At 64.1% G+C, this 13,195-nt stretch carries 9 protein-coding genes; 6 read left to right on the forward strand and 3 right to left on the reverse strand.

Annotated features, from left to right (window positions below):
- Window positions 1-95: 95 nt before the first annotated feature.
- The 3 genes from ispA to BLP82_RS21830 all read right to left on the reverse strand — a co-directional run bounded on the left by ispA (window position 96) and on the right by BLP82_RS21830 (window position 2,633).
- Complete coding sequence (gene ispA / locus BLP82_RS21820) at window positions 96-983, reverse strand: (2E,6E)-farnesyl diphosphate synthase (protein WP_092172816.1); 888 nt, start codon at window positions 981-983, stop codon at window positions 96-98.
- Window positions 980-1,222 (reverse strand): exodeoxyribonuclease VII small subunit, encoded by a 243-nt coding sequence (locus BLP82_RS21825; RefSeq protein WP_003185917.1) that lies wholly within the window; start codon window positions 1,220-1,222, stop codon window positions 980-982. The genes ispA and BLP82_RS21825 overlap by 4 nt, the downstream gene beginning before the upstream one ends.
- Window positions 1,223-1,496: 274 nt before the next feature.
- Entirely contained in the window at window positions 1,497-2,633 is a 1,137-nt protein-coding gene (locus BLP82_RS21830; protein ID WP_092172819.1) for a Fic family protein, read from the reverse strand.
- A 268-nt stretch (window positions 2,634-2,901) separates the two neighbouring features.
- Here BLP82_RS21830 and BLP82_RS21835 point away from each other — a divergent pair, with 268 nt between their 5' ends.
- Genes BLP82_RS21835 through BLP82_RS21860 form a run of 6 tightly spaced genes read left to right on the forward strand, consistent with a single transcriptional unit; the run spans window position 2,902 to window position 13,078 of the window.
- Window positions 2,902-3,690: a YfaP family protein gene (locus BLP82_RS21835; protein ID WP_092172822.1), complete on the forward strand. Its 789-nt coding sequence runs from the start codon at window positions 2,902-2,904 to the stop codon at window positions 3,688-3,690.
- Window positions 3,691-3,719: 29 nt separating this feature from the next.
- The gene (locus BLP82_RS21840; protein ID WP_092172825.1) at window positions 3,720-5,429 is read left to right on the forward strand and encodes a DUF2138 domain-containing protein; all 1,710 of its coding nucleotides are present in this window, start codon (window positions 3,720-3,722) and stop codon (window positions 5,427-5,429) included.
- Complete coding sequence (locus tag BLP82_RS21845) at window positions 5,414-6,073, forward strand: DUF1175 domain-containing protein (RefSeq protein WP_092172828.1); 660 nt, start codon at window positions 5,414-5,416, stop codon at window positions 6,071-6,073. The genes BLP82_RS21840 and BLP82_RS21845 overlap by 16 nt, the downstream gene beginning before the upstream one ends.
- Window positions 6,070-10,638, forward strand: coding sequence for an alpha-2-macroglobulin family protein (locus tag BLP82_RS21850; RefSeq protein ID WP_092172831.1), 4,569 nt, complete (start codon window positions 6,070-6,072; stop codon window positions 10,636-10,638). The genes BLP82_RS21845 and BLP82_RS21850 overlap by 4 nt, the downstream gene beginning before the upstream one ends.
- A gap of 1 nt (window position 10,639) precedes the next feature.
- Window positions 10,640-12,259 (forward strand): DUF2300 domain-containing protein, encoded by a 1,620-nt coding sequence (locus BLP82_RS21855; protein WP_092172834.1) that lies wholly within the window; start codon window positions 10,640-10,642, stop codon window positions 12,257-12,259.
- A gap of 3 nt (window positions 12,260-12,262) precedes the next feature.
- Window positions 12,263-13,078: a YfaP family protein gene (locus BLP82_RS21860; protein WP_092172837.1), complete on the forward strand. Its 816-nt coding sequence runs from the start codon at window positions 12,263-12,265 to the stop codon at window positions 13,076-13,078.
- Window positions 13,079-13,195: the final 117 nt, after the last annotated feature.

Raw genomic sequence — 13,195 nt, forward strand, 5'->3', positions numbered from 1 at the left:
TAGAAAGAGGCGGCAGTTTACCTTATGCATCGCAAGCTGCCCACGCGTAGGCCGGAACTTGGCCGATACGCACTTATGAATGGGTTGACCCTGTATCAGCTGCGTCGTTCGACGATATAGCGCGCCAAGTCGCGCAACGGCTCGGCCGCCGCGTCAAAGGGTCGCAGCGCGGCCAAGGCCTGGTCGCGCAACTCCAGGGCGTAGACCTTGGCCGCGTCGAGGCCGAGCAGGGCCGGGTAGGTCGGCTTGTCCCGGGCGATATCGGCGCCCTGGCGTTTGCCGAGGGTCTGGGTATCGCTTTCCACGTCGAGGATGTCGTCCTGCACCTGGAACGCCAGGCCAATGGCCCGGGCGTAGGTCTGCAAGGCTTGCAACTGCTCGGGGGTGGCCCGACCGCTGGCCAGGGCACCGAGCTGGACGCTGGCCTCGATCAGCGCGCCGGTCTTGTGCCGGTGCATGTATTCCAGGGCGCTCTGGTCCAGCTTCAGGCCCACCGAACCCAAGTCGATGGCCTGGCCGCCGACCATTCCTGCGGGGCCCGCCGCCAGCGCCAAGGCGCTGACCATGTCCAGGCGAATCTGCGCCGGGCAGTCGCTCAGGGCCGGGTCCAGCAGGGCGCTGAACGCCAGGCTCTGCAAGCCGTCGCCGGCCAGGATCGCGCAGGCTTCGTCGAATTGCTTGTGGGTGGTCGGCTGGCCGCGGCGCAGGTCATCATCGTCCATGGCCGGCAAGTCGTCGTGCACCAGCGAATACGCGTGGATCAGCTCCACCGCGCAGGCCGCGCCATTGGCCTGTTCGGCCTGGCCGCCCAAGGCTTCGCACGCGGCATAGGCCAACAGCGGCCGCACACGCTTGCCGCCGTTCATCACGCTGTAGCGCATGGCTTCGTACAGGCGCGCCAGTTCCGGGCTCGGGGCGCTGAACAACGTATCCAGTGCAGCATTGACCCGGGCCTGGCTGCTGGCCTGATAGGCACCGATCATTCAGGTTGTTCCGCGTCGAAAGGCTCTTCGGTCAGCTCACCGTCGCGCTCGAGCAGCAATTGCACCTTCTGCTCGGCCTGGGCCAGCGCCGCCTGGCAGTCGCGAGTCAAGCCGATACCCTGCTCGAAGGCGGTCAGCGAGTCTTCCAGCGACAATTCGCCGTTCTCCAGCCGTTCCACCAGCGTTTGCAGGTCGGCCAGAGATTGTTCGAAATCCAGTGCAGCTTTTTTGCGGGCCATGGCGGCTATTCCGGTTGACTGTTAAACCGGCGCGACACTAGCAGACATGGGGTTTTGGGGCAAATCAGGGCAGGCGGGCTGGCCTTATATCGGCTAGGAAGGCAGAACCGCTTGGACGGGGCATGATGGACCTGTGGCGAGGGGATTTATCCCCGCTGGGTTGCGAAGCGACCCCCTCGCTCATCTGCCTCGATGCTTCAGGCGAACTTTCTTCAAGCTTTATTGGGGCTGCTTCGCAACCCAACGGGGATAAATCCCCTCGCCACAGGTGATCTTATGTGTCTGGATAACTGACTCGATACCGGGTACTGCGTCCACCGCCGGGCATTCGTTCCAGGCAGCCTTTCTCCAGCAGTTCGGCGAGATGGCGGGTCGCCGTCGCCTTGGAAACCTTCGCCACCGCTTGGTATTGGGCTGCGCTGATTCCGCCCTCGAAGCCTTTTTCACCGCCATCGAGCATTCGGTTGAGTACCTTGATCTGCTCAGGCGTAAGCGCGCTATTGCGATGAACTTGCCAGAATCTCGCTTTGCAAAACACGCTGTCGATCTGCTTCATCGCCTGCTGGAGGCTGCGCAGCAACGTCTGCAGAAACCAGGTCAGCCAGGCGGTGATATCCAGTGTGGCCTTCTGGCTGTTCTCCAGGATCCGGTAATAACCGGCGCGGTCTTCGAGGATGCTCACGGACATGGCGTAGAAACGGATTGCCTGGGCCTCGCCTTGGGCCAGTGCCAGGTCGGTCAGGGTGCGGGTCAGGCGGCCATTGCCATCGTCGAATGGATGCAGGGTGACGAACCAGAAATGAGCGATGCCAGCCCGCAACAACGGATCGAGGTCGGCCTGATGACGACTGGTCTCGAACCAGTCGATGAACGTTTGCAATTGCTGCTCAAGACCCTGGCGAGGAGGCGCCTCGAAGTGAACGGTGGGGCGGTCCAACCTGCCTGAGACTACTTGCATCGGTTCGTCACCGCGCAGCGTACCTATGCGGATCTGTCGGTGGGCAAAGTCGCTGGTTTGATCAGGGAACAACCACTCATGCCATTCCAGCAAGCGTTCGACAGTCAGGGGCTGGTTGAAATGCCGGGTCGCGTCCAGCAAGAGGTTCGCCAAGCCTTCGCTGCGTTGGCTGACCGGCGTGTCGTCGCCTTGTTCCAGGCCGAGGCGGCGAGCCAGGGACGAGCGCACCGAGCCGACATTCAATTGCTCTCCTTCGATAGCCGAGGAGGTCACGATGTTTTGCAGCAAGGCATCCAGTTCGCTCTGGGCACTGAGCGAAGCTGTGACCGCGCCCGTCATGCCGAGCAACTGGCCTTGGGTCTGCACACATTCGCGAAGCAGCGGTGCCAATGCTTCAGCTTGCCAGCGGAAGCCGGGCCAGTCGGGCTGTTGCCAGATCCAATGGGGGGCCATGCGCCTGTCCAAAGATGAATGAGCCGAATAATAGCGCTATTCGGCTCATTTGGTGAGCCGAATAAAACCCCTATTCGGCTCACGCACCTCTCAGTACGTGATTTCCCACACAGAATCGCGCGTTCCCCGATTGTGGAAAATCCGCCGAATAGCTACTCTTCGCGCCATCTACGGCCCCTTGTAGCGGGGCCTCCAGACGAAACCCGAATAATGACAAGCAGCGCCGAGGAAGGGCGCCGGGTTGCGTTGTGCATGGCAGGAGGCATACGTGCGTTTTCTTTCTTTATTGATCGTGTTGCTCGGTGCGCCGTTGGCGTGGGCCGAGCCTTCGGCCGAGCTGTCGGAGCCGGTCGGGGGCTGGCGCTACAGTGGCCTGCTCGATCGCACGGAAAACCCCCAGGTCGCCTATCCCACCCCGCCCATCGACCGAGGCGTGCAGCGCAACCGCACGATGATCGAGGGCCGGATCAAGGACATGGGCACGGCTCGCCAGCCCCATAGCCTGGCGGTCAACGGCAATCCACTGAATCTCTATACCGACGACGAGGGGCGTTTCGCCCGGCCGTATGCGTTCGGCGCCGGTTCCAACAGCGTCGAGGTGCGCAGCTCCGAAGGCCGCTCCCTCAAGCGCGTGCAATTCTATGAAGCCAACAACCTGCGCACCCCGGCGCAGATCCGTGTGGTGCTGGGCTGGGACGATCCCAAGGCCGAACTGGACCTGCACATCGTGACGCCCGACGGCCAGCATGCGTTCTTCGGTCGACCGGCGCTGACCAACGGCGGCGGCCTCGACCCGGATGGCGTCGATGGCCCCGGCCCTGAAATGTTCACCATGACCGCGCCGATGCACGGCACCTACCTGGTCTACGTGAACTATTGGGGCAACTACGGCAACGGCGGCTACAACTTTGATGAGGCCAGCAACCAGAACGAGGTGATCACCTCGCAGATCAACCTGGTGCTCAACGAAAACACCGTCGATGAAAAACGCGAGACCTTTGTCGTACCCCTGCGCGCCATTGGCGATCTGTTGCTGGTCAAGACTTTCAATTACTAAGCTCCACGGATGAACAGGCCCTTGTGAATATGAGCGACAACACTGCTTCCCCGACCACGCCGACCCCTGTCGCCAAACCTGTGCGCCGCTGGCCGGCGATACTGATCGGGCTGTGCCTGGTAGCGGGTGTGGCCGCCGGGTTGGGCTGGTTCATGACCAAGCCCAAGGCGCCGCCCATGGAGTTGGCGTTGGAAAAACTCGGCCTGAGCCGCCCCGACGGCTTGCTCGAGGCGCATTCCCTGAGCCAGTTGCCCAAGGACCTGTTGGCGGTGCCGTTCCTCAAGGCCACGCTCACCGAGGACTTCGTCTTCTATTACGAGGCCCACGCCGACCGCCTCGGGCTGATCGGCAGCCTGCGCCGGATCATCTACGAGCACGACCTCAAGCTGCAGGACAGCCTGATCGAAGAGCTTTTCGACCAGCCGGCCGATGTCGCGTTGTGGCGCGGTGCGGACGGTCGCCTCAAGGATTTCCTGCTGGTGATGGATCGCGGCGGCCTGGCGAAGGTGTTGGAGCCGTTGGCGAAAGTCGCACTGGATGACACGCAACTGAGCAAGCTCAGCGACCTGAAGGTCGGCGGTGACGACGTTGCGCTCTACCAGCTCAGCTACAACGCCAGCAAATCCCTGCTCTTCGCCTCCCATGGCGACAAGCTGGTGGTGCTGTCCAACCCGATCAAGCTGTACGACCCGGCCAGCGGCTCCGCGGTTGAACCGGGCAGCGTTTCGACGACTGCCCTGGCTGCCTTGCTCAACGGCGACAAACTGTTCCCCGAAGCCTTCGGCCTGCCGCCCAAGGCGCCGGAGGTCAAGCAACGCATCTCGGTCAACGCCAGCGTGCTCGCCATGGGCTACCAGCGTTTCATCCCGAACTTTGCCGGTTTGCGTTTCGACATGGACGACAAGGGCTGGCACAGCTTCCTGGCCATGGACGAGCTGGAAAACCAGCCGGACTTCGACTTCAAGCCGATCTGGCAAGCCATGCCCATGGGCGCCAGCGCCTGCGTGGCCTTGCCCCTGGCCGCCGAGCAACAGAAACCGTTGCTGGTCAAACTCGGCGCCGACGAAAAAGCCGCCCAGGCCATGGTCGATCATGTGGCCGGCGCCGCAGGCCTGTGCTGGTACGCCGATTCGCGCCTGTACACGCCGCTGTTGGTGGCGAGCCTGAATGAAGACGATGGCAAGCTCGATGCCGACCTGGGCAACCTGTTCGGTTCGATGGTCGGCGCCTACGAAAACAATGTCGCCGAACATGCCTTCCCGGTCGTCGAGAAACAACAAGGCTCGACACACCAGTGGCTGCGTCAGGTCAGCTCCAATTTCGGCCCTTACCTGGCCAAGGAAGCGGAGCAGCCCGAGGCGATTACCGGCAAGGCATTCCTGCGGGTCAGCCTGGCACGCCACGGTTCGACCTTGCTGTTCTCCCTCGATGACAAACTCGTGGACAAGGCCCTCGGCACCCTCGACAAACGCTTCCCGCCCATGGCCGACGTCGTGCCCAAGGACCTGCTGATGCCGGTCTACTTCGGCCCGGATTCCATGGCGCAACTGATGCAGCGTGAAACCCTCGACAGCTTGCCCCAGGACATGGAGCCGGTGTTCTACAACGCCGCGCAAACCTACCTGATCCCGAAACTGCGCACCCTCGGTGGCTATGGCAAGTACGCGCTGACCTTGCCTGCAGGCAGCGAGCCGGATGGCCACTGGCAGTGGCTGCCGCTGGAATGGAAAGCGCTGTGACGGCACTGATCCGCAACCCCGCGTTGACGTTGCTGCTGGCGTTGCTGCTCGGCGGGCCGGCGCTTGCCGTCGAGGCGCCGGCGCTGGATGTGCAGCAATCCCAGGTCTTTCGCGCCTGGTTCGTGCGCATTGCCCAGGAACAATTGACCAGAGGCCCGAGCCCGCGCTGGTACCAGCAGGACTGCGCCGGGCTGGTGCGTTTCGCCGCCAACGAAGCGCTCAAGGTCCACGATGAAAAATGGCTGCGCAGCAATGGCCTGTCCAATCGCTACCTGCCGCCGGAACTGCCGCTCAGCGATGCGCAACGGCGCCTCGCCCAGCAATGGCAGCAGGGCGGCGGCAAGGTCGGGCCCTACGTCAACGCCATCAAGCTGATCCAGTTCAACAGTCGCCTGGTGGGCCGCGATGTCGCCCAGGCCCGCCCCGGCGACCTGATGTTCTTCGACCAGGGCGACGACCAGCACCTGATGATCTGGATGGGCCGCTACATCGCCTATCACACCGGCACCACAACCCCTACCGACAACGGCATGCGCTCCGCAAGCCTGCAACAACTCATGAACTGGAAGGACACCCGATGGATACCCGACGCAGCCAACCCCAACTTCATCGGCGTCTATCGACTCAACTTTCTCTCCCAATGACCGGTGCCCGCATGCTGCGCTTGTGTTCAAAATTGCCCCTGCTGTTCGCCCTGTTGCTGGCACCTGTCGTGAATGCCGAAGACACGGTGGAGCCCAGCGGCTACACGCCGGTGGCCGGTGAAAGTTTCTTCCTGCTGGCCGACAGCAGCTTTGCCAGCGACGAACAGGCCATGGTTCGCCTCGAAGCGCCGGGCCGCGACTACCGTCGGTTCCGCATGGAGCCCTACGGCGGCGCCGACATCCGCGTCTATCGCATCGACAAGCCGCTGGACTTCCTCAAGCGCCAGAAGAACCTGCACCGCGTGGTCAGCGACGGCCAGTTCAAGGGCGAAGGCCTGTCGAACACCCTCGCGTACCTGTGGGACAACTGGTACCGCAAGTCCCGTCGGGTGATGCAGCGGGCGTTCTCCTACGAGTCCCGCCAGCAAGTCACCGAAGAAGTGCCGGAATTGAAGATTGGCGACGCCCTGGTCGCGCCGACGCCGTATGAAGCGCCGACACAGTTCGCCTTGATCCCGGGCTTGCCAGTGGTCAGCCAGTTCCGTTATCCACTGTGGCAGGCCAAGCCGATCCAGCCGCCAGCCGGGGTCAACCTGGCCGGTTCGTCCAGTGAGTTCGTCAGCGTCGCGCCGGGCAACGTCTATGTGCCGCTGGGCCAGTTGAAGCCGGGCCTGTACCTGGTGGAAGCGCTGATCGGCAAATACCGCGCGACCACCATGGTCTTCGTTTCCAACACCGTGGCCGTGAGCAAGATTGCCGGCGACGAATTGCTGGTCTGGGCCGCGCGCAAGCATGAAGGGCGTTCGGTGCCCAAGGTCAATGTGCTATGGACCGACGGCCTGGGCGTGATGAGCAGCGGTGCCACCGATGAAGACGGTTTACTGCGCCTCAAGCACGTCAGCCCGGAACGTTCGTTCGTCATTGGCGAAGACGAGGAGGGCGGGGTATTCGTCTCGGAAAATTTCTATTACGACAGCGAAATCTACGACACCAAGCTCTATGCCTTCACCGACCGGCCGCTGTACCGCCCGGGGGACTGGGTGTCGCTGAAAATCGTTGGCCGTGAGTTCAAGAACGCCCGTGATTCGGTACAGCCGACCGCCGCCGACGTGAATGTCAGCGTGCTGGACGCCACCGGCACCGCGCTGCAAACCCTGGCCCTGAAGCTGGACTCCAAGGCCGGCACCCAAGGCCGTTTCCAACTGCCGGAAAACGCCGTGGCCGGCGGTTATGAACTGCGCTTCAGCTACAAGGACCAGCTCTACAGCAGTGCCTTTCGCGTGGCCGAATACATCAAGCCGCACTTCGAGATCGCCCTGAACCTGGCCAAGCAGGATTACCGGACCGGCGAGCCGGTCAAGGGCAACCTCGTGTTGCTGTACCCGGACGGCAAGCCCGTGGTGAATGCCAAGGTGAGCCTGAGCCTGCGCGCCCAGCAACTGTCGATGGTGGATAACGAGCTGCAATACCTGGGGCAATTCCCGGTGGAACTGACCAGCAGCGAAGTGACCACCGACGCCAAGGGCAACGCGACCCTCGACCTGCCCGCCGCCGACAAGCCGAGCCGCTACACCCTCACCGTGTTCGCCAGCGATGGCGCGGCGTATCGGGTCAAGACCACCAAGGAAATCCTCATCGACCGTGGCGCGGCGAATTTCCGCCTGAGCGCACCCCAGCGCTTCAGCGCCGTCGGCCAGAAAGTGGCGTTCAGCTACGCCAACGAAGGCGGCAACGAGCAAGCCAAAGCCGTGACACCCGGCAGCTACGCTTGGGTGCGCCTGGAAGACCAGAGCACCGGCGAAGGCAAGCTGGCGGCCAAGGACAAGGGCTTCAGCCTGACCTTCGAGCGCCCGGGCACCTACAACCTGACGCTCAAGGACGACCATGGCCGGGTCATCGGCGCCGCCGCCCATGCGGTGACCGGTGAAGGTATCAAGGCCGTGCCAGGCACGGTCGAGATCGTCTTCGACAAACCTGAATACAAGACCGGTGACGAAGCGCTGGCGCTGATCACCTTCCCGGAACCGGTCAGCGATGCGTTGCTGTCGCTGGAGCGGGACAAGGTCGAGGCCACGGCGCTGCTGTCCAAGGGCGGCGACTGGCTGAAGATGGAAAAACTCAGCGACACCCAATACCGCGCGCGCATTCCGGTGAAGGACGCCTTCGCGCCGAACCTGACCTTCTCGGTGCTCTACACCAAGGGCGGCCAGTACAGCTTCCAGAACGCCGGCATCAAGGTGGTCACGCCGCAGATCGACGTTGCCGTCGTCACCGACAAGGCGACTTACCGCCCCGGCGACACGGTGACCGTGGACCTGAGCACCCAGTTCGCCGGCAAGGCGATCCCGGCGCACCTGACGGTCAGCGTGGTGGACGAAATGGTCTATGCCCTGCAACCGGAAGTCGCGCCGACCATCGACCAGTTCTTCTATCACCCGCGCCGTAATAACGTGCGCACCAGTGCCAGCCTGTCGTTCATCAGCTACGACGTGGCGCTGCCTGGCAGCCCCGGCGCGCCGGGCAAGGCCAACCGCAGCGAACGTGGGGTCAAGGTGCTGGAGCGGCCGCGGCGTGAAGACGTCGACACCGCCGCGTGGCAACCGGAGCTAGTCACCGACGCCAACGGCAAGGCGCGCTTCACCTTCAAGATGCCGGACTCCCTGACCCGCTGGCGCATCACGGCCAAGGCGATCGCTGACGATGGCCAGGTGGGGCAGAAGAAGCAGTTCATCGCCTCGGAAAAACCGCTGTACCTGAAGTGGAGCGGCCCGACCCGTTTCCGCACGGGCGACAAGCCGCAACTGGGCCTGTTCGCGTTCAGCCAAGCGGAAAAACCACTGAAGGCCGAACTGCTGATTCGTTACGCCGGTGCTGAACAGCGTGTGGCGGCGGAGCTGAAAAACGGCATCAACTACGTGGCGCTGCCGGCCATGGAACTGAGCAGTGGCGACTTGAGCGTGCAGTTGCAGTTGAACGGCGAAACCCAGGACGCCCTGGCCATGCACTTGAACGCCATTGGTAACGGCTGGCAAGTCACCCAGAGCCAGCGCGTTGACGTGGCAGGCGCCGACACCCCGCTGAGCCTGCCGGCCGACGCCAGCGATGTTCGCCTGCGCCTGGATGACAGCCCGCAAGCGTTGTTCCGTTCGGCCCTGGACGACCTGCTGAGCTACCCGTACGGAGGCGTCGAGCAGACCGCCAGCCGTCTGCTGCCGTTGAGCATCGCCTATCCGACCCTGGCGTCGAACCCGCAGATCCGCGACCGCTTGCGGTTGATCATGCAAAACAGCCGCTTGCGCCTGGTGCAGATGGCCGGACCGTCGGCGAGCTTCACCTGGTGGGGCCAGGACGGTGAGCCGGATGCCTTCCTCACCGCCTATGCCTATTACGCCGACTGGCACGCCAGCCAGGCCCTGGCCCTGAGCCTGCCGCCGGAACACTGGCAGCGGGTGCTGGAGGTCTACGCCAAGCAGGCCGGTGATACGCCGCTGCTGCAACGGGCGTTGATCCTGTCGTTCGCCAAGCAGATGCAACTGCCGGTGAACACCTTGCTCAGCGGCCTGATGGATGATCTGGCGAAGGCCAGTGAAGACAGTAGCGAGAGCGTGCTGGACAGCGGCGAAGACAGCCTGGTCATGTACGCGCCGGATTCGGCCCTTGGCTTGGCCAGTGCCCGTGTCCTGACCGCGTCCCTGGCGAAACAGGCCAAGGTGCCGTTGCCGGCGGCCTTCAGCCGTCAAGCCGATGCGGCTCAACAGCAACTGGAACTCAGCTCCCAGCCGTTCGTCGAGGCCCTGGTGCTGTCGTTGCAGAGCTTCGATCAGGCCCGCGCCACCGCGCTGCTGGAGCGCGTGTTGCCACAGCAGTCCACCCTGGAACGGGCCCTGGCCCTGACCTGGTTGCAGCGCAGCATCGAACAGGCAGCGCCGGCCGTGGCCTTGGCACCGGGCGAAGGCTGGGCCGCCAGGCAGGGCGCGACCGGTGAAACCTACTGGCAGTGGCAGGGCGCGCAGCTTCCAACGACGCTGACCCTGACCGGTGCCCAGGAGCGCCCATTGCAAGCGGCACTGAGCTTCCAGAGCCAGCAACCACCAGTAGCGCCAATGGCGGTGTCCATCACCCGGCGCCTGTCGCGCCTGGTGCCAGGGGACGAGGCCTTCACCTTCAAGCTCGAAGCCGTGGGCAACAAACCGTTGTCCAGCGACAGCCTCTACCTGGATGAAGTGATCATCAACAGCAAGGCCTCGACGCCGCTGCGCTACGGCATGCTCGAAGTGCCGCTGCCGCCGGGCGCCGATGTGGAGCGCACCACGTGGGGCATCCAGTTGATGGGCAAGGCCGACAGCGAACCGACGTCCCTGGAAAAGGCCCGCTTCGAGCCCGGCCAGATGGCGTACGCGGTACCGGTGGACGCCCTCAGTGGCGAGCTGCGCCTGCGGCACTTGGTGCGCTTCTCCCAGAAAGGCCAGTTCACCTTGCCACCAGTGCGCTTCACCCAGGTCTACGCGCCGCAGAATCAGGCTCGTGAACAGAAACCGGCGCTTGGTCAGGTCACGGTCAACTGACATGCGCAGGCGGTGGGCTGGGTGGTTGTTGTGCTTGATCCCTGCGCTGGCAACGGCGCAGGACGAGCCGTTGCGCCTGGCCTTCGACGGTCAATTGCTGCGAGTGAGCCAGGCCCAGGTGCTGGATCGCCAGCCGCTGCCCGCTTCCTTGCAGGCGCCACTGGGCAGTCTGTGGAAACTGTTTGTCTACGCCTGGTTGGTGGACACCGACGCTCGCGAGCCGGTCTATGAGTGCCGCGGCGAGTCGAAGGAAGAGGTCTATTGCTGCAATGCCGGACAGAGCATCGGTCGCGATCAGGCGCTGGTGAAGTCCTGTGGCTTGTACTTCGAGCCGCAGCGGCTCGGGCTGTCGGCTTCGAACTGGCGCGATTACTGGCAGGCCCGCCAGGCGCCGGCCTGGTTGTCGGACCTGTCGGCCTTGCAGCCCCAGACGCAGGTGCCGGTCGCGGAACTGCTCAAGGCCCTGGCCATGCTGCCGGCCCAGGACCAGGCTCGTCGGGTGCTGCTGGATGTGGTGCTCGGCGCGGCGGACGGGCGGCTGGTCGGCGAGTTGGGCAGTCGCCTGCGGGTCAAGACCTGGAGCTGGCTGGGTGACCAGGGGCCTTCCTCCCGACAAGGTGGTTTCGCCGGTTGGCTGGCCGACGGCACCCCGGTGTGGGCCGGGGGCCGTGGCACCAGCCAGCAGGTCCTGAAGGTCTACGGCGAAGGTTTGGCGGCGGCATTGCCGTCGCGCTGGTCGGCGGAAACCGGGCGTTGCGTGGAAGTCGGCCTGTTCGCCCGCTATCCCTGGCAGCGGGTGATGGCCGGTGACCGGCCTGCCGCGCCGGGTCAATTGCGCGGTGACTACCGCGTCGAATTCACCAACGGCAACCAATTGGACATCCACAGTGATGGCGAGCTGTTCCTGATGCCCGGCAAGTTGGTGGCGCGCCTGGACCGGGAGGAATACGTCGCCCGGGTCCTGCAGCGCGAAGCCAAGGCCGAGCCCGCCGAAGCCGCCAAGGCACTGGCCGTGGCGATCCGCACCTATCTGCTGCAGAACGCCCAACGCAACGGTGATTGCTTGAGCATCGACGACAGCAGCCATCGCCAGCGCGTCGCGCCACGTCCGGCGGCGCCTGAAACCCGTGCCATTGCCGCCTGGACCAGCGACCTGGTCCTGGCCGGTACCGACGTCACCTACCACTCCGACCAGCCCGGCCCGGACAAACTGTCCTGGGCGCAAGCCGTAGAACAAGCCAACGCCGGCCAACGCTACGACGCCATCCTGCTGCACGCCTATCCGCGTGCCAGCCTCAGCCGCTGGGACAATCCGGTGGCGTCCTGCGAGGCGCTGCCCGCGGCCCAGGACTGGCTGCTCAAGCAGCGCCGGGGCTGGCGTGAGCGGCTGGAAGGTGAAGTGGGCTACAACGAAATCAGCACTTTCGCCGTCTGCCGCGTTGCCTTTGGCCGGCCTTATGTCGACCGCGAGCGCCAGCGCATCTATGTGCGCGGCGTGCTGTCGCTGCAAGACCGTCTCGACCTGACCCATGAATATCTGCACCTGGCCTTCGAAGCTCACCCCAACGGCCAGGACGAAACCTATATCGAAGGGCTCGCCCGTCACCTCTTGCTGGAATAGACCATGACACTCCGTTATCCACAGGTCTTGCTGTTGCTCTGCGCCCTGACCGCGTTGCCACCGGCCATGGCCGCTGACGCCATCAAGCTCGACAGCCCCATTGGCGGCTGGCGCAGCGGGGCGCCGGGCGGTGAAGGCGAAAGCTTCAGCCAGACGGTCAACTACCCGGCCTCGTCGGTCAACACGCCCCCAGGCCAGGCCAACACCGCCCGCATTACCGGGCAGATCAAAGGCGCGCCCAAGGACAGCAATGCGCCGGGCCAGTTGATCGTCAACGGCGTCAGCCTGCCGCTGAAGCTGGATGAGGAGGGGCGCTTCGACCGGCCGTTCTCGTTCCCCAACGGCAGCAACAGCGTGGAAGTACGCAGCGCCGATGGCCAGCAGCGCCACCGTACGCAGTTCCTCAACACCAGCGGCGGCGCCACCCCGGCCAAGCTGCGGGTCCTGCTGACCTGGGACAGCGACGGCACCGACCTGGACTTGCACCTGGTCACCCCCGACGGCGCCCACATCTGGTACGGGGACCGCGTCGTCCCCAACGGCGCCGCGCTCGATGTTGACGTCACCACCGGCTACGGCCCGGAAATCTTCGCCATGCCCGCGCCGATCAAAGGCCAGTACCTGGTGTATGTGAACTACTACGGCGGGGGTTATCGCAGTGAAGAGGACGGCGAAGAGCAAGCGCAACAAGCCCTGACCACCGCACAAGTCACCGTGATCACGGAGGAAGGCACGCCGAACGAGAAGATGGAAACCTTCGTCGTGCCGATGCGGGCGGTGGGCGAGCTGACGTTGGTCAAGAGCTTCAGCTATCCGTAAGCCGCCATCAGCAGCGACAACTGATGCTGCAGCCTGTGGAGATCCCCCTGTGGGAGCTGAGGATCGATGGTGGATGCCCGATCTGTGAACGCTCAAAAAACTGTGGGAGCCGAGCTT

Origin of the sequence: Pseudomonas sp. NFACC37-1, assembly GCF_900101575.1 — a bacterium.
Taxonomy (GTDB): domain Bacteria; phylum Pseudomonadota; class Gammaproteobacteria; order Pseudomonadales; family Pseudomonadaceae; genus Aquipseudomonas; species Aquipseudomonas fluorescens_AA.